Annotated in this window: 24 protein-coding genes; 12 read left to right on the top strand and 12 right to left on the bottom strand. The window is 36.3% G+C overall.

What is annotated here, in order from left to right:
* Window positions 1–3: 3 nt before the first annotated feature.
* On the bottom strand, window positions 4–1,791 hold the full coding sequence (gene uvrC / locus AACP56_RS05195) for an excinuclease ABC subunit UvrC (RefSeq protein WP_339336521.1): 1,788 nt from the start codon (window positions 1,789–1,791) through the stop codon (window positions 4–6).
* Window positions 1,792–2,208: 417 nt separating this feature from the next.
* Between uvrC and AACP56_RS05190 the strand changes: the two genes are divergently transcribed.
* Window positions 2,209–2,769, top strand: coding sequence for a 5-formyltetrahydrofolate cyclo-ligase (locus AACP56_RS05190; RefSeq protein WP_339336519.1), 561 nt, complete (start codon window positions 2,209–2,211; stop codon window positions 2,767–2,769).
* Here AACP56_RS05190 and AACP56_RS05185 read toward each other — a convergent pair.
* Genes AACP56_RS05185 through ileS form a run of 4 tightly spaced genes read right to left on the bottom strand, consistent with a single transcriptional unit; the run spans window position 2,757 to window position 7,856 of the window.
* Window positions 2,757–3,386, bottom strand: a complete 630-nt coding sequence (locus tag AACP56_RS05185; RefSeq protein ID WP_339336517.1) for a lipoprotein signal peptidase — start codon at window positions 3,384–3,386, stop codon at window positions 2,757–2,759. The two genes, AACP56_RS05190 and AACP56_RS05185, sit on opposite strands and share 13 nt — an antisense overlap.
* A gap of 33 nt (window positions 3,387–3,419) precedes the next feature.
* Complete coding sequence (locus AACP56_RS05180; RefSeq protein WP_339336515.1) at window positions 3,420–4,043, bottom strand: DUF4097 family beta strand repeat-containing protein; 624 nt, start codon at window positions 4,041–4,043, stop codon at window positions 3,420–3,422.
* Window positions 4,044–4,071: 28 nt separating this feature from the next.
* Window positions 4,072–4,455 (bottom strand): TraR/DksA family transcriptional regulator, encoded by a 384-nt coding sequence (locus tag AACP56_RS05175; RefSeq protein ID WP_339336513.1) that lies wholly within the window; start codon window positions 4,453–4,455, stop codon window positions 4,072–4,074.
* Window positions 4,456–4,457: 2 nt separating this feature from the next.
* Entirely contained in the window at window positions 4,458–7,856 is a 3,399-nt protein-coding gene (gene ileS / locus AACP56_RS05170; protein ID WP_339336511.1) for an isoleucine--tRNA ligase, read from the bottom strand.
* Window positions 7,857–8,022: 166 nt separating this feature from the next.
* On the opposite strand from ileS, the gene AACP56_RS05165 reads away from it, so the two are divergent.
* Window positions 8,023–8,391, top strand: a complete 369-nt coding sequence (locus AACP56_RS05165; protein ID WP_339336509.1) for a hypothetical protein — start codon at window positions 8,023–8,025, stop codon at window positions 8,389–8,391.
* A 56-nt stretch (window positions 8,392–8,447) separates the two neighbouring features.
* Here AACP56_RS05165 and AACP56_RS05160 read toward each other — a convergent pair whose 3' ends face one another.
* The 4 genes from AACP56_RS05160 to AACP56_RS05145 all read right to left on the bottom strand — a co-directional run bounded on the left by AACP56_RS05160 (window position 8,448) and on the right by AACP56_RS05145 (window position 14,299).
* Window positions 8,448–10,880 carry a TonB-dependent receptor gene (locus AACP56_RS05160; RefSeq protein ID WP_339336507.1) on the bottom strand — a complete coding sequence of 811 codons (2,433 nt, stop codon included), beginning with the start codon at window positions 10,878–10,880 and terminating at the stop codon, window positions 8,448–8,450.
* Complete coding sequence (gene recO / locus AACP56_RS05155; protein ID WP_339336505.1) at window positions 10,864–11,583, bottom strand: DNA repair protein RecO; 720 nt, start codon at window positions 11,581–11,583, stop codon at window positions 10,864–10,866. The genes AACP56_RS05160 and recO overlap by 17 nt, the downstream gene beginning before the upstream one ends.
* Window positions 11,584–11,671: 88 nt before the next feature.
* Window positions 11,672–13,012 (bottom strand): NADP-specific glutamate dehydrogenase, encoded by a 1,341-nt coding sequence (gene gdhA, locus AACP56_RS05150; RefSeq protein WP_339336503.1) that lies wholly within the window; start codon window positions 13,010–13,012, stop codon window positions 11,672–11,674.
* A 132-nt stretch (window positions 13,013–13,144) separates the two neighbouring features.
* Window positions 13,145–14,299, bottom strand: coding sequence for a cystathionine gamma-synthase (locus AACP56_RS05145; RefSeq protein ID WP_339336501.1), 1,155 nt, complete (start codon window positions 14,297–14,299; stop codon window positions 13,145–13,147).
* A gap of 100 nt (window positions 14,300–14,399) precedes the next feature.
* Here AACP56_RS05145 and AACP56_RS05140 point away from each other — a divergent pair, with 100 nt between their 5' ends.
* From AACP56_RS05140 to AACP56_RS05100, 9 genes are all read left to right on the top strand, one after another.
* Window positions 14,400–15,152: a PdaC/SigV domain-containing protein gene (locus tag AACP56_RS05140; RefSeq protein ID WP_339336499.1), complete on the top strand. Its 753-nt coding sequence runs from the start codon at window positions 14,400–14,402 to the stop codon at window positions 15,150–15,152.
* Window positions 15,153–15,281: 129 nt separating this feature from the next.
* Window positions 15,282–15,584 carry an ArsR/SmtB family transcription factor gene (locus AACP56_RS05135; RefSeq protein WP_339336497.1) on the top strand — a complete coding sequence of 101 codons (303 nt, stop codon included), beginning with the start codon at window positions 15,282–15,284 and terminating at the stop codon, window positions 15,582–15,584.
* Window positions 15,585–15,755: 171 nt separating this feature from the next.
* Window positions 15,756–16,448 carry an aspartate/glutamate racemase family protein gene (locus tag AACP56_RS05130; RefSeq protein WP_339336495.1) on the top strand — a complete coding sequence of 231 codons (693 nt, stop codon included), beginning with the start codon at window positions 15,756–15,758 and terminating at the stop codon, window positions 16,446–16,448.
* Between the two features lie 4 nt (window positions 16,449–16,452).
* Window positions 16,453–17,058 carry a short chain dehydrogenase gene (locus tag AACP56_RS05125; protein WP_339336492.1) on the top strand — a complete coding sequence of 202 codons (606 nt, stop codon included), beginning with the start codon at window positions 16,453–16,455 and terminating at the stop codon, window positions 17,056–17,058.
* A gap of 14 nt (window positions 17,059–17,072) precedes the next feature.
* Complete coding sequence (locus tag AACP56_RS05120) at window positions 17,073–17,423, top strand: arsenate reductase family protein (protein ID WP_339336490.1); 351 nt, start codon at window positions 17,073–17,075, stop codon at window positions 17,421–17,423.
* Window positions 17,423–18,316, top strand: a complete 894-nt coding sequence (locus AACP56_RS05115; protein WP_339336488.1) for a DMT family transporter — start codon at window positions 17,423–17,425, stop codon at window positions 18,314–18,316. The genes AACP56_RS05120 and AACP56_RS05115 overlap by 1 nt, the downstream gene beginning before the upstream one ends.
* Before the next feature lie 104 nt (window positions 18,317–18,420).
* Window positions 18,421–19,185, top strand: a complete 765-nt coding sequence (locus AACP56_RS05110) for a DUF6090 family protein (RefSeq protein ID WP_339336486.1) — start codon at window positions 18,421–18,423, stop codon at window positions 19,183–19,185.
* Between the two features lie 8 nt (window positions 19,186–19,193).
* The gene (locus tag AACP56_RS05105; RefSeq protein ID WP_339336484.1) at window positions 19,194–20,222 is read left to right on the top strand and encodes a serine hydrolase domain-containing protein; all 1,029 of its coding nucleotides are present in this window, start codon (window positions 19,194–19,196) and stop codon (window positions 20,220–20,222) included.
* Window positions 20,223–20,380: 158 nt separating this feature from the next.
* Entirely contained in the window at window positions 20,381–20,902 is a 522-nt protein-coding gene (locus tag AACP56_RS05100) for a hypothetical protein (RefSeq protein WP_339336482.1), read from the top strand.
* 37 nt (window positions 20,903–20,939) lie between these two features.
* On the opposite strand, the gene AACP56_RS05095 is transcribed toward AACP56_RS05100, so the two are convergent.
* Window positions 20,940–21,416, bottom strand: coding sequence for an acyl-CoA thioesterase (locus AACP56_RS05095; protein WP_339336480.1), 477 nt, complete (start codon window positions 21,414–21,416; stop codon window positions 20,940–20,942).
* Between the two features lie 92 nt (window positions 21,417–21,508).
* Here AACP56_RS05095 and AACP56_RS05090 point away from each other — a divergent pair, with 92 nt between their 5' ends.
* Entirely contained in the window at window positions 21,509–22,483 is a 975-nt protein-coding gene (locus AACP56_RS05090) for an NAD(P)H-dependent flavin oxidoreductase (RefSeq protein ID WP_339336478.1), read from the top strand.
* A 1-nt stretch (window position 22,484) separates the two neighbouring features.
* Here the strand turns inward: AACP56_RS05090 and AACP56_RS05085 are convergent, their stop codons facing one another.
* Both AACP56_RS05085 and AACP56_RS05080 read right to left on the bottom strand, forming a co-directional pair.
* On the bottom strand, window positions 22,485–24,140 hold the full coding sequence (locus AACP56_RS05085; RefSeq protein ID WP_339336476.1) for an FAD-dependent oxidoreductase: 1,656 nt from the start codon (window positions 24,138–24,140) through the stop codon (window positions 22,485–22,487).
* Complete coding sequence (locus tag AACP56_RS05080) at window positions 24,137–24,418, bottom strand: UBP-type zinc finger domain-containing protein (protein ID WP_339336474.1); 282 nt, start codon at window positions 24,416–24,418, stop codon at window positions 24,137–24,139. The genes AACP56_RS05085 and AACP56_RS05080 overlap by 4 nt, the downstream gene beginning before the upstream one ends.
* Window positions 24,419–24,476: the final 58 nt, after the last annotated feature.

The following is a 24,476-nucleotide window of genomic DNA, read 5'->3' as shown; positions in this document are numbered from 1 at the left end:
AACTCAATGCAAGGATTCATAGACTTTTTTTGCTTTTGCCATACCTATCGATTTTGCCAAATTATCAACTGATGCCTCCTTAATTCTTTTAACCGATTTAAAGCTTTTTAACAACTGTTCAGCTGTTTTTTCTCCAATCCCTTCTATATTTTCCAATTCTGAGTTGATTGCAGCCTTACTCCGTTTATTTCTATGAAAAGAAATGCCAAAACGATGCGCTTCGTTACGTAACTGTTGAATAATTTTGAGAGTCTCAGACTTTTTATCCAGGTATAAAGGTATGGGGTCCTCGGGGAAATATATCTCTTCCAATCTTTTAGCGATTCCAATAATGGCAATTTTACCCTTAAGCCCTAAAATATCCAAACTTTTAATTGCTGAAGAAAGTTGTCCCTTACCACCATCTATTACTATTAGCTGTGGTAAATCCTTATCTTCATTTATAAGCCTTTTATATCTTCTAAAAACCACCTCTTCCATAGAGGCAAAATCGTCTGGTCCTTCAACAGTTTTAATGTTAAAATGACGATATTCCTTTTTGGCTGGCTTCCCATCCCTAAACACTACACAAGCTGCAACTGGATTACTACCTTGGATATTGGAATTGTCAAAACACTCTATGTGTGTTGGCTGTTCTGATAATCTTAAGTCCGATTTCATCTGTGCCATAATCCTTTTGGTATGGCGGTCGGGGTCGGTGATTTTTATTTGTTTAAATCGTTCTTGTCTAAAGAATTTAGCGTTTCGCGTAGATAAATCCAGCAACTTTTTCTTATCACCCAATTTAGGAACGGTAATCTTTATGGCACTATCTACTTCCACTGGAAAAGGGAGATATAATTCTTTGGAATCTGAATTAAAACGTTGCCTCAATTCAACAATTGCAAGTTGCAACAACTCTGCATCTGTCTCTTCCAGCTTCTTCTTAATTTCCAGTGTATGTGATCTAATTATGAGTCCATGGGAAACTTGCAAAAAATTGATGTAAGCATGTGTCTCATCAGAAAATATAGAGAAAACATCTACATTGCTAATTTTTGGATTAACTACTGTTGATTTAACTTGATAATTTTCCAGCACCTCAATTTTTTCCTTAATACGTTGTGCCTTTTCAAACTCCATATCTTTCGCAAGCGCTTTCATTTGATGTTTGAAATAAAGTAGGGAACTCTTAAAATTTCCCTTAATAATCCCCCTGATATCATCAATCTGTTTGTGATATTCATCAGAATCCTGTAGTCCTTCACAAGGTCCCTTACAATTTCCTAAATGGTACTCCAAACAACGCTTATATTTACCCGACTCCACTTTCTCTTTGGATAAGTCATAATTGCAAGTACGCAAAGGATAAACACTCTTAATAAGGTCCAATAGCGTTTTTACCGTTTTCATACTTGTGTATGGCCCAAAATATTCCGAACCATCTTTAATCAACTTTCTGGTAGGGAATATCCTTGGAAAACGTTCATTCTTAATACAAATCCAAGGGTACGACTTGTCATCCTTAAGCAGAACATTATACTTAGGCTTGTACTTTTTAATAAAGTTGTTTTCAAGTAATAGTGCATCAGATTCTGTTGCAACTACAATATGCTTAATCTTTTTAATCTTTTTTACAAGAACCCGAGTCTTACCATATTCATGGTTTTTAGTAAAATAAGAAGAAACCCTTTTTTTTAAATTCTTGGCTTTACCTACATAAATGATAGTATCTGCTGCATCATAAAATTGATAGACACCGGGACTATTAGGGAGAGAACTTATTTGGACTTCAATAGGCAAATGTGCCATTCGGCTTAAGGAATTAAAATCTGATACGCATTGTTAAATTACTGTCTTTTTTGAAAAACAGGAATCGTTTTTAGCTTTTTAACTCAAATAGTTTAAATAATTCTACTATTCCTTACGCTTAAAAGATTCCACCAGTTATTTTACATTAAGTTAACCCTACTTTTCCATTTTCTTTTTGTTAAAAATTTTGTAAAAACATGTATTTCAACGATAAAATAGAGCAGTTCATAGGTTGTATGTAAAAATTTTCTTTATATTTAAATCAAATTAAAGTTACCCCCTATGGAAAACTATTTAATTGTTTTAGGTATGTATTTGATTTTGATGCTTTTCTTCAAAATCTACTTTGCTGTCTCAACGAGAGAGTAAATTTTATCTAAAACTGCCCCACAGTATCTTCTATCTTTAAGAAGTTAGATGCAAAAAATTGAACTTAGAAAGGCCTACCGAAGCAAGAGAGAAAATCTTAGTTTCGATACAATACAAAGCCAGAGTTTAAAAATTTCTAATAATATACTCCAAATGAAAATTTGGAGTTTTTTGTATTATCATGTTTTTCTCTCGATTACAGAAAGTAAAGAAGTAGATACTTCTTATTTGCTAACACTGCTCCAAGGCAAAGACAAAAATATTATAGTTCCCAAGACAACTTCGAACAATAAGCTAAAAAACTATTTACTGACGGACAATACTGTTTTTAGAAAAAGTAAATGGAATATCCCCGAACCAGTCGATGGCATTCTTATTGACGAAAAACAAATTGAAGTAGTTTTTGTTCCACTCCTTACTTTCGATAAAAAAGGGAATAGAGTTGGTTATGGAAAAGGGTTTTACGATAATTTTCTTCGTAGATGCAACAACGATGTTCTTAAAATTGGACTTTCCTTTTTTGAACCAGAAGAAGAGATTAGTGATATTGGGACATACGATGTTCCATTAGACTATTGTGTTACTCCAGAAAAAGTCTACGAATTCTGAGTCTTAGTTTTTGTGAAGGCTCTCTTATTAAAGAAAATTAAGATTCCAACACCAGTACTTATAGCAGTGTCCGCTATGTTAAAAATAGGTTCAAAAAAACGAAAACTTTTTCCTCCAAAACTTGGGACCCATTCTGGCCAAGTAGTATCTATTAATGGAAAGTAGAGCATGTCCACCACTTTGCCATAAAAAAGATTTCCATAGGGTTCATTCGAAAACAATTCTGCCACTTGGTTATTACTATCATTAAAAAGCAGTCCATAAAAAACTGAATCAATAATATTGCCTAATGCGCCAGCAAATATTAAGGAAACAGCAAGTATTAATACTTTAGGCGATTTCCTTTTTATGATATCATATAACCAGTAACCTATGCCGAATATCGCAAAAAGACGAAAAACGGTTAAAAAGAGCTTGCCCAAAGACTCTGATATTGGTAAAATATCGCTCAACTTTGTTCCCCATGCCGCTCCTTCATTTTCTATAAAAAGAATTTTGAACCAGTTAAAGACCTCAACAGACTCGCCCAAAACAAAATTGGTCTTTATATAAACCTTACTTATCTGGTCAATCACCAAAACCAAAACTATAAGTAAAATAGATTTTTTTAAATTCATTTCTATTAAATAGATTCGGCAAAAATAGCCATATTATTCGGTTTTGTTCACGTAGATGTTCCCCTCTACAGATACTAATTTATAAGTAGAGTCGCCTTCTGCTAGTTTAAACATTTTAACACTCCCATAAGTACTCTTGGCTTCAATCGCGCCCTTATTTGCCATTACATTAATATTTCCTTTCTGGGTTTTTACTTCCACATTTTCACTAACATCTTTAAGCAAACAATCTCCGTTGGCCAAGCTAATTTTTAAATTTCGATATCTCCCTTCTGCAACTACCTTACTATTAGTTCCAAAAACAGTTACATCACAAAACTCAGGTATTGCCAACTTAAGTGCAATGGAAATTACTTTATGTGCACTAAGCTTATCATTTGGGGCTACAAAATTTGGTAAAAAATCTACACTCACTAAAACATTCGAACCATCTTCCTCTAAGCGAACTACCAAATCTTTTGTATACTCCCCTTCGATATAAGCTTCTATCCTTAATTCTTTATTTTTTGAAGTGCTTAACTCTACCAAATAGCAGTTTTTAGTATCTAGTTGTATGTATTGCTGATCTGGATTAAGGATAGCTTTTTCAACAACCTTTTGACCTACCAAAAACTGGGGAAAAAGAAAAATGAATATGAGTAAATATGAAGCTTTCATCAACAAAAAAACGCCCTAGGGCGTTTTGTTATTTCTGCATATTCTTAGCCTCAATGCTCAGTGTCGCGTGCGGCACCAACTTTAAGCGTTCTTTATTTATTAATTTACCGGTAACGCGGCAAATACCATAGGTCTTATTCTCAATACGAAGCAATGCATTCTTTAAATCACGTATAAATTTCTCCTGTCGAATGGCCAATTGCGTATTTGCTTCTTTGCTCATAGTTGCAGAGCCTTCTTCAAAGGCTTTGAATGTAGGTGAAGTATCGTCTGTGCCGTTATTACCATCATTCATATAAGAGCTCTTTAGTAACTCTAGGTGACTTTTTGCCTTCTCTATTTTTTTTTCGATTAAAACCTTGAACTCCCCAAGGTCTTTATCTGAGTATCTAACTTTTAAATCTTCTGCCATTTTTAGTGTTTTTGGATAAACAATTTAGTGTTCACGTCATCGAAAGCAATTACCGTGCCTTCATCTAAACGCTCTTCATATTTTAATTCTGCGGTTAGTGTTTCGCTTTTTAAATAGGTTTCATTGTTTTCAATAGCCTTTTCAATATGGCCATCTTTCAATATGCTCAGTTCAATTTTATCGGTAACTTCAAAACCAGATTCTTTCCTTAGATTTTGAATTCTATTTACCAATTCTCTAGCTATTCCTTCATTCTTTAAATCTTCGTTTATGGTAATATCCAATGCTACCGTTAAAGATCCAGAATTTGCAACTAGCCACCCTTCTATATCTTGAGAGGTGATTTCTACATCTGACAACTGTAATTTAATACTTTTATTTTCCAAGTCTAGCGATATTTCGCCTTCTTGCTCAATTTTTTGGATATCCTCCTGTTCTAAAGCATTAATTGCGTTTGAAACAGCCTTCATATCTTTTCCAAATTTTGGTCCCAAAACCTTAAAATTGGGTTTTATCTGTTTTACCAAAATATCAGAAGCATCATCCATCAATTCAATTTCCTTTACATTCACTTCTGATTTGATCAAATCAGAAACAGCTTCGATTTCATTTCGTTGCTCAATGTTTAGAACAGGCACCATTATTTTCTGCAAGGGTTGACGAACTTTTATCTTTTCCTTTTGACGGATAGACAAGACCAACGACGAAATCTTTTGCGCAGTCTGCATTTTGCTTTCAAGGTTTGAATTTACCACTGAAGCATTAAACTCTGGAAAGTTCGCTAAATGTACACTCTCATAACCTTCTTTACCTGTTACCTTATTTAAATCTTTATATAAGCTATCCATAAAGAACGGAGCAATGGGTGCAGATAACTTTGCCACGGTTACCAAGCAGGTATATAAAGTTTGGTATGCCGAAATCTTATCATGCTGGTAATCTCCCTTCCAAAAGCGCCTTCTACTTAAACGTACATACCAGTTACTTAGGTTTTCTTGTACAAAGTCTGAAATAACACGAGCTGCCCTAGTCGGCTCATACTCATTATAGGCTTCATCTACTTTTTGGATAATGGTATTCAATTCCGATAGAATCCATTGGTCCAATTCAGGTCTATCTTTTAATGGTATTTCTTCTTCAGAATAGCTGAATTCATCAATGTTTGCATATAGTGAAAAGAATGAATAGGTATTATACAACGTGCCAAAGAACTTTCGTTTAACCTCAACGATACCATCAATATCAAACTTTAGATTATCCCATGGATTTGCATTTGAAATCATATACCACCTTGTGGCATCTGCACCATGTTCTGGGAGCGTTACAAATGGGTCAACGGCATTGCCCAAGCGTTTGGACATTTTCTTGCCCTCTTTATCCAGTACAAGTCCGTTTGAAACCACATTTTTATAGGCTACTGAATCAAAAACCATAGTGCCTATAGCATGCAGCGTATAAAACCAACCTCTAGTTTGATCTACCCCTTCTGCGATAAAATCTGCTGGGAAGGTTTCATTATTATCTATAAATTCTTTGTTCTCAAAAGGATAATGCCATTGTGCATAAGGCATGGAACCGCTATCAAACCAAACATCAATAAGGTCAGACTCGCGCCTCATAGGTTTCCCAGAAGCAGAAACCAAAGTAATTTGGTCTACAATGTTTTTATGTAAATCGATTTTATCATAGTTGGCTTCACTCATATCACCAACCACAAAATCTTCGAAAATGTCCTTTTCTAGAACTCCCGCTTCAATAGCTTTTGTCATTTCGGCCTTCAATTCTCCCACAGAACCAATCATTAGTTGTTCAGTCCCATCTTCCGTACGCCAAATAGGCAATGGAATACCCCAATATCTTGAACGGGAAAGGTTCCAATCATTCGCATTTGCCAACCAATTCCCAAAACGACCATCACCTGTAGACTTTGGCTTCCAGTTTATGGTTTGGTTCAAAACAAACATACGGTCTTTGATATCTGTCACTTTTATGAACCAAGAGTCCAATGGATAATATAAAATAGGCTTGTCCGTGCGCCAGCAGTTAGGATAACTGTGAACGTACTTCTCTACCTTAAAGGCTTTGTTCTCTTCTTTTAGTTTAATAGCGATTTCAACATCAATGGAACGTTCGGGAGCTTTTCCATCGTCATAATATTCATTCTTCACATATTTACCACCAAACTCTTTCAATTCTGGTCTAAACTTCCCTTGTAAGTCCACTAATGGAACAGGGTTTTTATTTTCGTCCAAAACCAATAGTGGTGGAACCTCTGGTGATGCTTGTTTGGCAACTAGGGCATCATCTGCACCAAAAGTAGGGGCGGTATGTACAATACCGGTACCATCTTCTGTAGTTACAAAATCCCCAGCAATTATTCGAAAAGCATTTTCTGGATTCTTATATGGGCTAGCATAGTCTATAAGTTGCTCATACCTTATTTCCAACAAGTCCGAACCTTTACACTCGGTAGCAATTAGGTATGGTATTTTTTTATTTTCTTTTGAAAAGCTGGAAAGCTCTGAAACATCTTTGGTTTCATAAAATTTACCTCCAAATTGCTTTCCTATCAGGTTTTTGGCCAAAATCACATGGACAGGCTCAAAAGTATATTGATTGTAAGTAGCAACCACAACATAGTCAATTTTACTGCCTACAGTTAACGCAGTGTTACTTGGCAAGGTCCAAGGTGTGGTCGTCCAAGCCAGAAAGTGTAAATGGTCATACCTTTTTAAGAACTCTGGCAATGAACTTTCAACAGCCTTGAATTGTGCAGTTACCGTTGTATCCGTAACATCTTGATAAGTCCCCGGCTGATTTAATTCATGTGAGCTCAGTCCTGTTCCTGCCTTTGGAGAATATGGCTGAATGGTATATCCCTTATATATTAACCCTTTGTCATAAATCTGTTTTAGCAGCCACCAAACAGATTCCATGTATTTAGACTTGTAGGTGATGTAAGGGTCATCCATATCTACCCAATACCCTACTTTTTCTGTCATTTCATTCCAAACATCCGTGTAGCGCATGACCGCTTTTTTACAGGCTGCATTATATTCCTCGACAGAGATTTTTGTCCCAATGTCTTCTTTGGTAATCCCCAACTCTTTTTCAACTCCAAGTTCAATAGGCAGTCCGTGGGTGTCCCATCCAGCTTTACGCTTTACCTGATACCCTTTCATGGTTTTGTACCTAGGAAAAATATCCTTTATTGTACGTGCCATTACATGGTGAATCCCAGGCATCCCGTTTGCGGATGGCGGTCCTTCGTAAAAGACATAGCTTTCCTTACCTTCACGAGTAGAAATGCTCTTTTCGAAGATGTTGTTCTCCTTCCAGTAGTTGAGTACCTCATCGGCAACTTTTGGTAAGTCTAATCCTTTATATTCCGCAAACTTCATATTCTTTTGGCGTCTAGAATTCCAAGTTTGCAAAATTAAAAAATAAGACGGAATTAGACAGTATTCAGTGACTTAAATACTGATAAGGTGTCTAATATTTAGAGATTTACATCTAAATCTTGTTTTTAACCGTATATGTACAATAACAAACACAAAAACTATTAAGATGAAAAAAGTATTTTTAGCCGTATTGGCATTATCAATGACAGCTTCTGTTTTAACTTCTTGTAAAGACGCCGCAAAAAAAGCTGAAGAAGCCGCAGAAACAACTGAAAATGCATTAGAAGAAGCAGGCGACAATCTAAAAGAGGCAGGTGAAGATGCAATGGACAAGGCTAAAGAAGCTGGTGAAGAAATGAAGGAAGCTGGTGAACAAGCCATGGACAGTATCAAAAAAGCTGGTGAGAACCTTAAGGATGGTGCAGAAAAAATGGCTGATGATGCCAAAGACGCTGCTAACAAAGCTGGTGACGAAATGAAAGATGCTGCCAATAAAGTAGCCAAAGAAGTAGAAGAAGCTACTGACGACAACTAAGTCTAAGTAACTATTACAATTCAGAGCCCCAATCTATTAAGATTGGGGTTTTTTTATTAAAACTTATACCCCAGCCCCAAAATTAAATTTACACCAGGAGCAACAATACCTGAAGAATAGGTGCGATACCGTTGGTTGGTCATGTTCTCCAAACTTAATGTAGTCTTTAACGCATTGGAAATTTGATATTGCGAACGAAAATTTAAGGTATACCAAGAAGGGGAGAAAGGGTCTCCATTTTCGTCACTCGCATAAATAAAAGGTTTATTACGTTCTGAAAGTGCCAAATCTGCAAAAGGGATTTCCCCATTATAGTTCAAGAAAAAATCTGCTTTCCATTTTTGATTTTTCCAAATAACGTGAGCATCCGCAAAAGTTGGCGCTACATGGCGTGCAGCAGAATCAGTACCATTATCATCTTCTTCAACACCTTCGGTTAAAGTCAGATTTCCTAAAAAAGACCAATTTTCGTTCATAAACGCCTCTATACCAAACTCAAAGCCATATACATAGGCCTTTGCAGCATTTTGTATGGCCTGTACATTGCTCAGCTCGCCGTTATATTCGATTTGAGATTGTCCATTGAACTCAAAATCTCTCCGTACTAGGGCATCCACTAAATAAGTATAGTATGCAGCGCCTTTTAAAACCAACTTATCATTAAAGTTTTTACTTATACCTAGTTCCCCATTGTAAGCATACTCAGATACCAAATCTGGGTTGGGGACGACTACAGAACCAGGTTCAGAATCGAACACTTTCCCGATGTCATCGATATTAGGTGCTCTAAAACCTGTTGAGCCATTTAAAGTTACTTGTATATCTGCCTTTGGAAACCAACTTATACCCAAACTACCTGTAAGGGCGCCCGAGCTTACATTGGCTTCATCAAAAGGAAAAGGGAAAAAAGTGGTGTCAAATTCCGCATCTACGAAAACATGGCTATAGCGAAGTCCAGAAAGTATGGTTAGGTTAGGCTTTATCTGATACTCTCCATTTAGATAACCTGCCAATGTTTGCCATGTAGATCCATCTGGATGCCTGGATACCGCACCTGTAATTTCATTTGTTTCTATATTTAAATCTTGACCTATAGAACCTATTTTATTGAAAATATACTCGGCTCCATAATACAGCCGAAGATTGCCAATCTTTTTATTTTCAAAATCCAAATTCAAAGACAAGGCATCCACTTGCTCTGTAGTAGTACTTCTTATTATATCTTGAAAATCTCTACTATTTCGGCTTTCTTCAAAAAACTGATAGGCAGTGGTGATTTTTAAACGATCATAAAATCGGTTTTTACCCTTTTGAGTTATTTGCAGATTACCCATAAACCATTTTTGTGGTCCATAAAACCATTCTGCAGAGCGCAATCCATCACCATCACTGTTAGGCCTTATCAACCTATCATAACGTGAATAATCTGAGGTTTCCGAATAATACAATCCTAAATCGTAGTCCCAATTCTTATTGGGTTTATATCGAAATTTTTGCAAAAAATTAATTTGGTCATATCCTGAAGGAATCTGTTTTTTTGGATTTGGATTTTCCTTTAACACATCCTCACCATTTTCACGGATTACAAAATTATTTCTTAAATAGGAGTCTGGCCCGTGTTCTCCCATTACCAAATTATCAAAATTGTTATACGTAAAACTTGTATATGATGCCCAAGTTTGATGTCCTAAATTAAAATCTAGATGAACCGTATTTTCTGTATTTGCAGATGCAAAACGAAAATCTGCCTTGCCAGAAAAAGTAAGGCTATCCGTATATGAAAATCTGGGATCCTTTGTAAAAAAATTCATGACCCCCCCAATGGCATCACTTCCATAGATTACGGAACCAGGACCAAAAATGACCTCAGTATTTTTAATGGTAAAGGGGTCTACAGAGATTACATTTTGCACATTGCCGCCCCTAAAAATTGCATTGTTCATCCGGACACCGTCAACGGAAAGCAACAATCTATTTGTTGCAAAGCCCCTAATCATTGGGCTTCCACCACCTAACTGACTTTTTTGAACAAATACTTTACCGCTATTCTGCAATAAATCTGCCGAGGTTTGCGGGTTTGTAAAAGCTATGCTTCTTGCATCTATGGAAACAATTTTTTGGGGCACGTCCTTGCGTTGTTGTTCCCATTTAGAAACAGACATGACGACTTCATCCAATTGTTCTGGCTTTACATTTAGATATACTCGATTACCCCTTTTTGCTATTTGGGCCCTTGTTGTTCTATAAGCCTCATAACTAATATGCTTAAAGGTAATACGCTCATTCTGATCAAAAATGGATAGGTCGCAACTCCCATCAAAATCCGTTACCGCAGTTTTTGATTTGTCCTGGTTAAAAACAGCTACATTAAGCACTGTATTGCCAGAATCAGCATCTAGAACAACTACTTGTTGGGCTTTGGCTGATAAGGAAATAAATAGTAGAAATACAAAAAAAACTACATAGCGCATACTAGTCAAAAACTGCATTTAAAACGGCCAAAGATTTGGGTTTTCTAAATCCGTGCAAATGTAATTCAAAATAGAGAATAACTGATTTTAAAAGCGATTCACGGATACTCTTGGCTATTTTTATTCCATATAGTGCATCAAAATTTATGCCCAAAAGTCTTTTGAAGTATACTGTGCTCTCTTTCTCTATTAAAGGGTTTAATGTTGGGGCCATTACAAACTGACCTTCAAGTAAGTCAAAATATGCTTCTTCCCCTGCTGATTGCTCCGGGTAGAATCCTAAAAATTTGGTCAAGTTCAGTAAAAATAACAGGTGAAAATTGGCGATTTTTTCATTCGCATCCAACCAATCAAAGCTGTTTTCCAAATAGTTATACAAGCTTGAGTCTTGCTCTTCCTCTTGAATACTGTTCCCAAGCATTTCTGCTAAAAAAAGTACTAGGCTGTTCTTTATAATATCTGTGTGCAAGGTTTTATAAGGACTGATTACCCTAGCCTCCCGGATAGTTTCAAGTGTGCCCTTATTTTTATGGTTGGCAGTAATCTCCAATTGTGTCAAGGGTTGAAAATATGCAGCTTTTAACTTTCCTTTTTTAGAGGAAAGCACTCCTTTGAGCAGATATGATTTTAATCCATCGGACTGAGTAAATAGCTTGACAATTAAACTGGTGTCGCCATATTTTAATGAAGAAAGTACAATTGCTTTAGTGGTTACTTGCATTTAAAAAAGTTGGCAGTTACAGTCAGTGGTAAAGTTAGTTACTACTGGCCATAACTGCCTACTAAAGATTATAAACTATTTATGAAACTTAGATTACTCCTTGTGCCAACATAGCATCTGCAACCTTTACAAAGCCAGCGATATTTGCCCCCTTAACATAATTACAAAAGCCATCTTCTTTTCCATATTCCACACAAGAATCATGGATGTCTTCCATAATATCTTTAAGTCTTTGATCTACTTCTTCTCTAGACCAACTAATACGTAATGAGTTTTGAGACATCTCCAAACCAGAAGTTGCAACCCCTCCAGCATTAGAAGCTTTTCCTGGGGCAAATAATATTTTCGCCTCATGAAATTCATGAATCGCTTCTGGAGTAGAAGGCATATTTGCACCTTCTGCTACAGCCATACATCCGTTTTTCACTAAAATCTTAGCATCATTGCCACCTAGCTCATTTTGAGTTGCACATGGTAGGGCAATATCACAAGCAACTTCCCATGGTGTTTTTCCTTTATGGAATTCAGCAGAAGCATATTTATCAGCATATTCCGAAATTCTTCCACGACGGTTATTTTTTAAATCCATCACAAAAGCTAATTTATCCTTATCGATACCGTCTTTATCGTAAATATATCCTCCAGAATCTGAAAGCGTCAATACTTTTCCACCTAAGTGTAGTACTTTTTCAGCAGCATATTGTGCAACATTACCAGAACCAGAAATCACAATATTCTTTCCTTTAAAAGATTCTCCTTGAGTTTTAAGCATACTGTCTGCAAAATATACAGTACCATAGCCTGTTGCTTCTGGGCGAATTAAAGAACCACCCCAAGAACGACCTTTACCAGTAAGTACTCCAGTAAACTCGTTCCTAATCTTTTTATACATTCCAAATAGAAACCCAATCTCACGCGCACCAACACCAATATCCCCTGCAGGAACATCTGTATTAGGACCAATATGTCTATTCAATTCCAACATAAAGGCATGGCAAAAACGCATCACCTCATCATCAGATTTTCCTTTTGGGTCAAAATCCGAACCTCCTTTACCACCACCCATTGGCAAGGTTGTTAAACTATTTTTAAACACTTGCTCGAAAGCTAAAAACTTTAAAACACTGGCATTTACCGTTGGATGAAAACGAAGTCCCCCTTTGTAAGGACCGATGGCAGAATTCATTTGAATTCGGTATCCTCTGTTCACATGAATTTCACCATCATCATCCACCCATGCAACACGAAAAGAAATCAATCGCTCTGGTTCCACCATTCTTAAAAGAATGTTTTTTCCATTGTAAATTTCATGCTTAGCGATATAAGGGATTACCGTTTCAGCCACCTCTTGTACCGCTTGGATGAATTCTGGCTCGTGCCCATTTCTGGCAGTAACCTCATCCATAAATGCTTTGATTTTTGCTTCCATAAAATCAGATTGTTAATTTTTTAAACCAATGAGCTAATCATTGGCTGCTTTTATTGAATTAGGAATATGACGGCAAAATTATGTTATTTAAATAATTTGAACCCTTATTTTTTGAAAATATTTCAAAAAGGATTATCCTATTGCCTGTTCCAAATCCGCTATCAAATCATCTGCATCTTCGATTCCAACACTCAAGCGTATTAAAGCATCTACCACGCCACTTTTTTCTCGCTCTTCTTTAGGAATACTTGCATGGGTCATACTTGCTGGGTGTCCAGCCAAACTTTCAACACCTCCCAATGATTCCGCAAGGGTAAAAACCTCCAACTTTTCTACAATCTTAATAGCGTCATCATAGCTACTTCCATTTGGAACAAAAGAAATCATCCCACCAAAATCATCCATCTGCGCTTTTGCCACATCATGGTTCGCATGATTTTCAAAACCTGGCCAATATACTTTTCCAATCTTTGGATGTTTCGCTAAATATTCTGCAACTGCTTTACCATTTTCACAATGGCGTTGCATACGTACATGCAATGTCTTAATTCCTCGAAGAGTTAAAAAACTATCCATTGGTCCGCAAACTGCACCGCTTGCATTTTGTATGAAGTATAGTTTATCTGCCAAATCCTTGTCTTTAACAACCAAAGCTCCCACAACAACGTCACTATGTCCACCCAAGTATTTGGTGGCAGAATGCATTACAATATCAGCACCTAAATCCAATGGTCGCTGTAAATAGGGAGTAGCAAAAGTGTTATCTACCGCCAACAATAAATTGTTCTTTTTGGCAAGACTGGCGACAGCTTTTATATCTATCACGTTCATCATTGGATTGGTAGGTGTTTCTACCCATATCAATTTTGTATTGGCATTTATTTTCTCCTCAATTTTTGCCACACTTTGCATTCCAATAAAATGGAACTTAATTCCAAATTTTTCAAAAACCTGTTTAAACAAACGGTAACTACCTCCATATAGGTCATTGGTAGAAACTACTTCATCCCCAGGGTTCAATAATTTAATTACAGCATCAATAGCTGCCAAACCACTACCAAATGCCAGTCCATAGTTGCCATTTTCAATGCTTGCCAAGGAATTCTCCAAGGCTGTTCTTGTTGGATTGGCGCTACGCGAATATTCAAAACCTTTATGCCCTCCTGGTGTAGATTGTGCATAGGTTGAAGTTTGATATATTGGAGGCATTACCGAGCCATAAGCCGCATCTAGTTCTTGCCCTCCATGAATTGTTTTACTATTGAACTTTAAGTCTTTTTTGCTCATGCTATCTATTTATGTTTACAAAGGTATTGTTAAGTTTTGGAGTAATCAATCCGTCAATACTAGAGAGAGTTCCTATTTTTGACATCCAATTCACCACTTAATGAAAAAACCTATTGCCTTTATTTTTTGTTTATTACTGCTTCTTGGTTGCGAAAACGAATCAAAACTTACTTTTGAAAACCTCCAACTAGAAAATGAACCATGTCCTGATTGCCCAAAAATCAATATTGCCATTCCCAAAGTTTTAGATGAGACTAGAATTGCAAAAGCTGTAAATACCGCTTTAAGAGAAGAAATTATTGCTGTACTCCGATTTGAAGAAGAGGAAGAAGAAATAAACACTATCCAAAAAGCGATGAGTTCCTTTGCAAGAGGAAATCATGAGTTAGGACAAATGCTAGGCCAAGAAGTTGTACCATGGGAGGCGAATTTTGAAGGGAAAATTAGCTATGAGGATGCTACTTTACTGTGCATACGATTAAAAACATATAGTTTCCTTGGTGGTGCCCATGGTTACAATGCTGTAACCTTGTTGAATTTTGACAAACAAAAGGGAAACGAAATAGAGGGCCATCAACTCTTCAAAGATTACGAAGGCTTTAGAGAGTTTGCTGAAGAAAAGTTCAGAATTCAGGAAAATATCCCCCCAAATAGTAACATCAACGACACGGGATTTATGTTTTTGGGAAATTCTTTTGACCTACCGCAACAGATTGGTTTAGTTAAGGAAGGCGTTTTGCTCCAATACAATCATTATGAAGTAGCAACCCATGATGAAAATATTGTTTTGATAATTCCTTTTAAAGAAGCAAAACCGTTCCTAAAAAATTCTTATCAAAAAACTATACTTTGACTTTTTTTAAAGTAAAAATAACCCCTAAATAAAGGTCTTTGTAGAACAAACTAAATACGATTGCGGCATTGCAAAGTTAAAACATATCTAATATTCTAGATATATAAATATAATTTCTATATTTGTCATGTGAATATAGTAGAAATAAGTAAAGTATTATCAAATAAAACTCGGGTAGATATCCTTAGGTGGCTAAAGAATCCTGAGGACAACTTCCCTCCCCATCAAGATATAGATCATTTTAACGATGGTGTTTGTGTTGGTTTTATTCAGGATAAAAGTGGTTTGTCACAATCCACTATTTCTACTTATTTGAACTCCATGCAAAATGCAAATTTGGTTATACCTACTAGACATGGAAAATGGACTTATTATAAAAGAAATGAAAAAGTAATCAAAGCATATACGAAAACCCTTAAAGAAGAATTGTAATTTTTTACATAATCATATCTATAAATAGCGAAATATAAAAATGATAGTAAATGCCACATGTTCTAATGTAGAACCAAAACTTAAAAAAGAAAGTGTTTTAGTCTCCCTTCTTAAATGGTTTTTAAGCCAAAAGATTGATGGGGCGGAATATATGTCTAAAACAAAATAAATATGAAAACAATAGGATTAATAGGAGGTATGAGCTGGGAATCTACAAAAGTTTACTATGAATACATGAATAAGCTGGTAAACCAACGAATGGGAGGTTCACATTCGGCTAAAATCATGATGAGCTCAGTTGATTTTGCCCAAATTGAAACGCTAAGTTTTAGTGGTGATTGGGAATCCATTGGAGAACTAATGGCACAACATGCCCTAAAATTAGAAAAGGCAGGTGCAGATATAATAGTACTTTGCACCAATACTATACACTTGGTCAGCGATGCAATAACAAAAGCAATAACGATTCCTTTTCTACATATTGCTGATGCAACTGGCAAAGCCATTCAAAAAGAGGGGTTATCAAAAATTGCTTTGTTGGGAACCAAGTTTACCATGGAAGAAGATTTTTACACTAAAACTTTAGAAGAAAAATATGGTTTAGAAGTCCTAATACCTGAACCCCATGATCGCGAGATATTACAAAACATGATTTACAATGAATTGGTAAAGGGCAAGTTTACAGAAGAAGCCAAGGACAAGTGTTTACAGATTATTTTAAAATTAAAAAGTAAAGGTGTTGAAGGAGTAGTTTTAGGCTGTACAGAACTGCCTATTTTAATTCCCGATGGAGAAGTCGAAATTCCTACGTTCAATACCACATTGATACATTCAAAAATGGCAGTAGATTTTGCCTTATCCTAGTCTTATGAAAATACTAGTAGTTGGTGGTTACGGAACCTTAGGTAAAAAAGTAGCAGCACATTTTGGCCAAACCAATAATGTTATAATAGCAGGCAGAACAAAAGGTGATATCATCGTTGATATTTCAGATTCGGCCTCCATCCGTAAAATGTTCAAAAGCTTGGGAAACTTAGATGCCATCATCTGTATAGCTGGCGAAGCAAAATGGGCCAGTTTTAATGAACTCCAAGAGGAAGATTACTACATAGGGATAAAAAGCAAGCTCATGGGACAAGTAAATTTAGCTAGGATTGGAAAAGATTATCTAAATCCTAATGGTTCCATAACTTTGACCACAGGTATTTTAGCAGATGACCCAGTAATTAATACCACAAGTGCTGCAATGGTCAACGGGGCAATTCATAGCTTTGTAAAAGCTGCCGCATTAGAAATGGAAAATGGTATTAGGATTAATGCGGTTTCTTCTGGCTTAGTGGAAGATGCCATTGAAAAGTACAACGATTACTTTCCCGGTCACAATCCTGTTCCCATGAAAAAGGTAGTGAACGGTTATGTAAAAAGCTTACTTGGAAAGGGCAATGGTGAAATTATCAGAATTTACGAACACTAGAAAATACTTGATTTATGAAAAAAATATACCACTTAGAAACCTGCAAGACCTGTCAAAAAATCTTAAAAGAATTGGAACCCCTTGATGGAATTGAGCTGAGAGAAATAAAGTCAAAAGGAGTAACACCTGAAGAACTGGAAGAAATGCGAGCTTTGACCGACTCTTATGAATCATTGTTCAGCAGACGTGCTATGTTGTTCCGCCAACGTGGACTTAATAACCAGGAGTTGGGTGAAGATGACTACAAAAACTTGATTCTTGAGCATTATACATTTCTTAAACGTCCTGTTGTTGTGGTAGACGACCAAATCTTTATTGGCAATGCCAAAAAAGCTGTTGAAGGAGCTAAGGCAGCACTGCATTAATGAGTAAAAGAACCCTAGCTTTTTTAGCAGCCTTTGGGGCAACTACCATATATGCTTTAAACCATACCATTGCTAAAGGGGTAATGCCAGATTATGTAAAACCTTCTGGGTTTATTCTCATGAGGGTTGTAGGAGTGGCCATACTTTTCTGGAGCATCTCATTTCTAGGCCCAAAAGAAAAAATTGAAAAAAGAGATTGGGGCAGAATGTTCCTAGCTGCCATTTTGGGCATGGTCGTTAATATGTTGGCCTATTTTAAAGGATTGGAACTTTCTACTCCAATTAATAGTTCTGTATTAATGACGATAAGTCCAATTATAGTGATTATCCTATCTGCAATTTTTTTAAAGGAACGAATAACATTAAATAAAGGCCTTGGAATTGCCTTAGGTTTTATTGGTGCCGTAACGCTTATCCTTTTTGGAGCCAAACTGCGGCAAGATGCTCCTAATATTGCTTTAGGCAACATTTTCTACATCATTAACGCAACCGCCTATGGTGCTTATCTTATCGTGGCCAAAAAACTATTGGTAAAGTACCATCCGTTTACGCTAATGCGATGGCTGTTTCTTATTGCAGTGTTGATTAACCTTCCAATAGGATTGCCAGAACTATTGGAAATCCAATGGGCCACTATGCCTTTATGGGCCTATGGAACCATAGTTTTTGTCATTGTTTGCACTACTTTTTTGACCTACCTGTTCAATATTTTTGCAATGACCCAACTTAAAGCATCCACCATAGGGGCTTTTATATACCTACAGCCACTCATAGGTATCCTATTTGCTGTAATTACAGGGAAAGATGTACTTACTTTGGTTAAAATTATAGCCACTGGGCTACTACTATTGGGTGTGTATTTAGCAAGTAAAAAAGTAAAGGTAAAATCGTAGTTAGCCAACGATATTTTTCTGGTTATCTTAGTTCCGTACATAGAAGATATTATATAGATTATTAATGATCTATATAATTGTTGTGGCTAATTTGAACCAACATAATGAGATTATTCAGAAGAGTAAGACAAAAGCTGATTTTGGACAATAAAAAAATTCAATATCTAAATTATGCTTTAGGAGAAATTCTATTGGTAGTAATCGGGATTTTGATTGCACTTCAGATAAATAATTGGAATCAGTCAGTAAAAGACAAAAAATCCTTGAATGAATATTTGATAAAAATCAAATCCCATACATTGGAAGATATGAAGCAGTTAGAAGAATTATCAAAAGGAAGAAAACAAATTGCAGACCTCTGTAAAAAAGCACGAAATAGCATCTTAAGTAAGACTGAAAATGATAATCTTTTTTTGTTCAAGATAAGTGGTACTGCTTTTGTCGATTTCTATTTCAAACCGAATTCAGGTGGTTATGAATCATTGAAAAATTCTGAATATTATGGTAAAATAAACAATACGAAGCTTGATTCACTTTTGGCTAAATATCACGGTTTAGTAGATATTATTGCAGAAAATGAGAAGAGTTATAACCAATATACAGTACACCAGGAGAATTATCTCGATACGCAATTCGATAGGTCACTTATTTTGGCTTCTGCATTTATGTCCTTAGATTCTTTAGCAACAAAAGCCACACCTCAATCGGAATATGACCAGACATTTATTGAATATACAGCGAAACCAGCTTATAGAAATGTTATTAGTTTAGCTGCATGGCAATTCGATACGATGATTAATCAATATCATCAATTAACAGAATTAGGGCATTTGATTATAGAGGAAGTAGATGCAACAACCACAGACTAAAACAGAAAATGATAAAAAACAAAAAAGTCAGGTGGATTATACGAATTTTGTTGCTCCTTGGAACAGCAATATCCATGTTTTTCGTTCCTTGGATTTTGGTAAAAGCTTGGATTTTACCGCTCCCCGAAACTGTTCAAGAACAAGTAGATGAGGCAATTGGACATGGATTTGATGGCATGATTGTTTACGTAGACCAAACAGGGAAGCCACCAACATTTTACACAGGTGGTTGGAAGGATAGACAAAAAAAAATACCTGCCAACCCAAAATCATTGTTCAAAATTGCCAGCATTAGCAAGTTATATACGGCTGTAGCAGTCACTAAATTGGTCAAAGAAAAGCGTTTGGCTTTTGACAAAACACTTGTCGATTATCTTCCAGAACTAAAAGGTAGAATTGAAAATTCAGAAAAAATCACTTTGCAGATGATGATTCAACATCGTTCTGGTATTCCAAATTTCACAGACAATCCCGCTTTTTGGGACAATGAACAGGAGAATAGTAAAGATGCCCTAGATTTTGCCCTAGACTTACCAGCAAGATTTAAACCAGATAAGGGGCATGAGTATTCAAACACAAATTATTTGTTGCTTCGCAGGATTATGGACGATATATTAGGATATAGCCACCATGAGTATATTAAAGAGAAAATATTGATTCCCCTAGAACTAAAAAATACTTTTTTTTCGATTTCTGAAGTTGATTTAGATGATGTAATGAGCGGATATTATGTTGGGCATGACGAAGATTTTAAAGCTAATGAATACGGAATGTTGGCAACAGCAGAAGATGTTGGTATATTCTTGCGAGCCTTAAACAATGGTTCAGTATTTAACGAAGGAGAACAGGAAATCTATCCCTACGAATACAATCATGGGGGGTTGGTTATTGGCTATCAAAGCCTTGCAGAATACCACAAGGATATAGACGCGGTAGTAATTCAATTTATTAATACAACAGATTTTAATGGTTATGAATGGAACTTATCGGAAATTACAATTAACCGAATTGTAAAAATCATTAGAAAGAAAAACTAGCCACAACAATGTGTATTAAGTAATAGCAGTTTAAGCGATAAAACGACAGTATAAACACAAAACTAAGGTCAGTGCAAGACTGGAAAACTAATTAGTAAAAACCCGCTAATATTCATAGTCGACACTGTTAACACACATTTAAAAAACATTGTAACTGAATGAAAAATTTTGAAAACCGACTAAAAGGTGGACATCCAAATTCATTGGGGAACACCATAGAAGTTGTTGAAGAAGTATTGGCAGAAAATGAGCTTTTCAACGAATTGTTTAATTGCTATTTCAGTAATGACGAAATTGTTAGATTACGGACGTCAAATGCCATGAAACGGATTTGTAAAGCGAAAAAGGCAATCTTAGTTCCCTATGTTGATCAATTTTTGACTGACATTGCTAATATTGACCAAGCATCAACAAAATGGACTTTATCACAGCCTTTTGGTATGCTCGAAAAGGATATGGATGACAAACAAATTGAACAGGCTAAAAAGATTATGAAAAACAATCTTGTGAATCACAACGATTGGATTGTTTTGAACCAAACAATGGATACATTGACTCAATGGTCTAAAAAAGATGAAGATTTAAAAGTGTGGATTAAGCCACATTTGAAAAGGTTAGCTAAGGACAAACGAAAATCTGTTTCAAATCGTTCAAAAAAAATGTTAGATAGTATTAATTGATAATTCTTTGACCAACCCTTTTTTTAAAAGCCTAGCATCAATTCAAATCCTTAGGTACTCGAGCAAATTTTCGGGTATCTTCTTTCGTCAAAATCTTAAAATCTTTAGTGCGTTCCACTTGATCAAAAGCATCCATAAAAACTTGGGGTAGCCCAGTTAATTTTCGTTCTGCTAAATCCATCCAAGCGCCCATCATTTCACAACGTGCAAAGTTTTTGCCCTTGGCATCATAAAAGTTATGTTCAAACTCAAAGAACATTCCATCCTCGCTCATGCCTTTAAAGCCCAAAGAAACCTGTACCGGTTTCCCAGCAAATACCTCTTTAAAATAATACATATGTTCATAGAATACTACAGGACCAATATTATATTGCGCCATGGTCTTTTGGTTAAAGCCCAATTGCCCTAAGTATGCCATACGGGTATGGCTCATAAAATTAATATAGGCAGAGTTGGCCAAGTGCCTGTTGGCATCTAAATCGCTCCAACGGATGTCAAATTCTTTTAAAAACATAATTGCAATTTTTGTTATGCATGCATAAGAGTTGCCAAAAATAACATAGATTTGAAAAACCTCTTTACTAGAGGTCAATTAAATTTTGAACTATGAGCACAAAAGCACCGTTTATCAACGACCTTTCCTTACCAGCAATAGCTGCACCCATGTTTTTGATTTCGGGACCAAAACTGGTCATCGAATGTTGTAAGAATGGTATTGTAGGTACTTTCCCTGCTTTGAACCAACGTACCAGCGAGGGTTTTGAAGAATGGCTCATTGAAATTAAATCGGCCTTAGCCAATTTTGAAAAAGAAACAGGAAAAAAACCAGCTCCTTTTGGAGTAAACCTTATTGTTCACCCAACAAATCCTAGATTGGAAGCGGACGTGAAATTGTGTATTAAACATAAAGTGCCCTTGATAATCACTTCTCTAGGGGCGGTATCGATGGTCATAGATGCCATACACAGTTATGGGGGATTGGTTTTTCATGATGTGATCAAAAAACGCCATGCCGAAAAAGCAGCAGGTGCGGGAGTTGATGGTTTAATTCTGGTTGCTGCTGGTGCAGGGGGACATGCAGGTACCATAAACCCCATGAGCCTGATAGCAGAAATCAAAAAATTCTTTGATAAAACCATAATACTTTCTGGTTGTATCTCCACAGGGCGTGATATCGCTTCAGCAATGCAAATGGGAGCAGATTTAGCATACATGGGAACTCGTTTTATCAATGCCGATGAAAGCAAAGCCCCGCAAGAATATAAAGACATGATTATTGAAGCTGGAGCTAGTGATGTTACATACACAGCAGCAATTTCTGGGGTACATGCAAATTTTTTGGCCGCAAGTTTAAAAGCCGCTGGTCTTACCGAAGAAGACCTTAAAAAAGACACTAAAATTGACTTTGGAAAAGAATTGGATACTGAAGCCAAAGCTTGGAAAACCATTTGGTCCGCTGGACAAGGAGTAACAACTATAGAAAACACCATTCCCGTAGCGGATCTAGTGAGTCAACTTAAAGACGAGTTCAAAAGTTCTATAGAGGAACAACACAAGCTACTCCAAACCTTTCCAAAATAAATTAGGCTTCAACTGTTTCGGTATTCTTAAGGTCTGTCAAAAATTGATGCACTTGGCTTACGGCCATAGACCCCTCGCCAACTGCAGAGGCAACTCTTTTTACTGAGCCTTTGCGTACATCCCCAACTGCAAAAAATCCTGGAATACTGGTTTCCAAAGATTGTGGTTTACGTTTTCTAAAGATTTCACATTTGAACAAGTCGTCTTCCTCAATTCCTGAACCTGTGCAAATAAACCCTCGCTCATCCGTAGCCACAAGTCCGTCTAACCAATCTGTGCAAGGCTTTGCGCCAATAAATGTAAATAGGTTTGTTATGTTCTCTTCTTTAAGTGTTCCTTCCCTATTCTCTAAAACCAATGATTCTAAATGAAACTGACCATGTAATTCTTTTACTTCCGTATTTAGGTGAACTTTTATGTTTTCTGCTGCTTCAATCCTTTGCACGAGATAATTGCTCATTTTGGACCCCAGATCACCACTCCTCAAAATCACATTGACTTCTTTGGCATGATTTGCCAAAAACAAAGCTGCTTGACCTGCAGAATTTCCTCCTCCAACAACACCTACAAGCTCATTCATACATGCCGAAGCATTCATCCCGGTAGCAGAATAATAAACTCCGCTGCCTTCGTATTTTTCAATGTTTTCAATAGGTAGTTGACGATAGTTAGCTCCCGTGGCTGCCATTATCGCTTTTGTCTTTATATTTTTTCCGTTGGTTGCTTGGAGAATAAAATGGCTGCCTGTATGTTCAATACTTTCCGCTTTGTGGGGAATTGAGATATTACAACCAAATTTTTGTGCTTGTACATAAGCCCTGTTCGCTAAATCACTACCTGAAATACCCGTAGGAAAGCCCAGATAGTTTTCAATCTTAGAACTTTTCCCTGCTTGTCCTCCTGGAGATTTACTGTCTATGGTAACCACACTAAGGCCTTCAGAAGCTGCATAAACACTAGCTGCCAGACCAGCAGGACCCGCGCCAATTACCAAAAGATCAAAGACCTTGTCTTCAAAATCCATCAAGACTCCTGCATAACGTGCCAATTCATCTAAAGATGGATTCTGACAAACTTTGGCATCACTATTGATCAAAATAGGAAGATCATCTATGGAAAGGTTAAAGTTTTTGAGTAACTCCTTAGCTTGTTCAGAAGTGTCCACATCCAAAAAGTTATACCAAATATGGTTTTTGTCCATAAAATCGCGAATGGCATACGTTTCTTTTGAAGTACTTGAGCCTAAAAGTTTAATTCCTCCAACAAATTCACTCAAAACAGTTTCCTGTCTTTGTAAAAAAGCATTCAATAAAACATCACTAATATCACTATGCTTTGCAATAGCTTCTTTTAGTTTTTTTGGCTTTATCCTAATTACACAAGTATTTGGTTTCGCAATAGCATTAAATTGTGCTCCTCTATTAGACAGCATTCCACTATCGCCAGTAAACTCATTTTTTTGATGTACCACAATAATAGTATCATTATTGTATGGGTCTTCTATACTAACTTCTCCTTCCAATACCACAAAAAAGTCATATTGGAGATCCCCCAAACTAAACAGTGTGGTCTTGGTTTCACAACTCTCAACCTTACCATAATTTTTTAAGATTGTTATTTGCCTTGGAGTAAGTTCTGGAAATCTAGGGTCTTTCATTTCTTATATTTTGTTATCGTTTTATCAATGTAGCACCACAACCAATTTTCACCTGGTTCTGCAGAACTTATGACCGGGTGGCCGTGAGAAGCAGCATGTTTACTTGCATGTTTGTTTGGTGAACTATCGCAGCATAATGTTATGCCACATTCTTGACAGGTTCGCAAATGCACCCATGTGCCTCCAGTTTTTACACAGGTTTCACATTCATAATTTGATGCCTCCTTAACCAAGGATATTGCGTCTAAGTGAGTACATTTTTTACTTCTTAGCTTCATGTAATTAAAAATACAACAAACTTTATCTTTCTCTTTAACTAAAAGATAATTCTGAAAG

Source organism: Croceitalea sp. MTPC6 (assembly GCF_036985525.1).
In the GTDB taxonomy this organism is placed as follows: Bacteria; Bacteroidota; Bacteroidia; order Flavobacteriales; family Flavobacteriaceae; genus Croceitalea.
The sequence above is the reverse complement of the archived record's forward strand: the minus strand, read 5'-3'. Positions and strand labels throughout refer to the sequence as shown.

Bases quoted from the DNA above. Each gene is read 5' to 3' on its own strand.
- AACP56_RS05125 (WP_339336492.1), top strand. From the start codon at position 16,453: ATGAAAATACTAGTAGTTGGTGGTTACGGAACCTTAGGTAAAAAAGTA.
- AACP56_RS05085 (WP_339336476.1), bottom strand. From the start codon at position 24,140: ATGAAAGACCCTAGATTTCCAGAACTTACTCCAAGGCAAATAACAATC.
- AACP56_RS05120 (WP_339336490.1), top strand. From the start codon at position 17,073: ATGAAAAAAATATACCACTTAGAAACCTGCAAGACCTGTCAAAAAATC.
- AACP56_RS05105 (WP_339336484.1), top strand. From the start codon at position 19,194: ATGATAAAAAACAAAAAAGTCAGGTGGATTATACGAATTTTGTTGCTC.
- AACP56_RS05130 (WP_339336495.1), top strand. From the start codon at position 15,756: ATGAAAACAATAGGATTAATAGGAGGTATGAGCTGGGAATCTACAAAA.
- AACP56_RS05160 (WP_339336507.1), bottom strand. From the start codon at position 10,880: ATGCAGTTTTTGACTAGTATGCGCTATGTAGTTTTTTTTGTATTTCTA.
- AACP56_RS05190 (WP_339336519.1), top strand. From the start codon at position 2,209: ATGCAAAAAATTGAACTTAGAAAGGCCTACCGAAGCAAGAGAGAAAAT.
- gdhA (WP_339336503.1), bottom strand. From the start codon at position 13,012: ATGGAAGCAAAAATCAAAGCATTTATGGATGAGGTTACTGCCAGAAAT.
- AACP56_RS05175 (WP_339336513.1), bottom strand. From the start codon at position 4,455: ATGGCAGAAGATTTAAAAGTTAGATACTCAGATAAAGACCTTGGGGAG.
- AACP56_RS05180 (WP_339336515.1), bottom strand. From the start codon at position 4,043: ATGAAAGCTTCATATTTACTCATATTCATTTTTCTTTTTCCCCAGTTT.
- AACP56_RS05145 (WP_339336501.1), bottom strand. From the start codon at position 14,299: ATGAGCAAAAAAGACTTAAAGTTCAATAGTAAAACAATTCATGGAGGG.
- AACP56_RS05185 (WP_339336517.1), bottom strand. From the start codon at position 3,386: ATGAATTTAAAAAAATCTATTTTACTTATAGTTTTGGTTTTGGTGATT.
- recO (WP_339336505.1), bottom strand. From the start codon at position 11,583: ATGCAAGTAACCACTAAAGCAATTGTACTTTCTTCATTAAAATATGGC.
- AACP56_RS05110 (WP_339336486.1), top strand. From the start codon at position 18,421: ATGAGATTATTCAGAAGAGTAAGACAAAAGCTGATTTTGGACAATAAA.
- uvrC (WP_339336521.1), bottom strand. From the start codon at position 1,791: ATGGCACATTTGCCTATTGAAGTCCAAATAAGTTCTCTCCCTAATAGT.
- AACP56_RS05080 (WP_339336474.1), bottom strand. From the start codon at position 24,418: ATGAAGCTAAGAAGTAAAAAATGTACTCACTTAGACGCAATATCCTTG.
- AACP56_RS05140 (WP_339336499.1), top strand. From the start codon at position 14,400: ATGAAAAAACCTATTGCCTTTATTTTTTGTTTATTACTGCTTCTTGGT.
- ileS (WP_339336511.1), bottom strand. From the start codon at position 7,856: ATGAAGTTTGCGGAATATAAAGGATTAGACTTACCAAAAGTTGCCGAT.
- AACP56_RS05165 (WP_339336509.1), top strand. From the start codon at position 8,023: ATGAAAAAAGTATTTTTAGCCGTATTGGCATTATCAATGACAGCTTCT.
- AACP56_RS05095 (WP_339336480.1), bottom strand. From the start codon at position 21,416: ATGTTTTTAAAAGAATTTGACATCCGTTGGAGCGATTTAGATGCCAAC.
- AACP56_RS05115 (WP_339336488.1), top strand. From the start codon at position 17,423: ATGAGTAAAAGAACCCTAGCTTTTTTAGCAGCCTTTGGGGCAACTACC.
- AACP56_RS05090 (WP_339336478.1), top strand. From the start codon at position 21,509: ATGAGCACAAAAGCACCGTTTATCAACGACCTTTCCTTACCAGCAATA.
- AACP56_RS05100 (WP_339336482.1), top strand. From the start codon at position 20,381: ATGAAAAATTTTGAAAACCGACTAAAAGGTGGACATCCAAATTCATTG.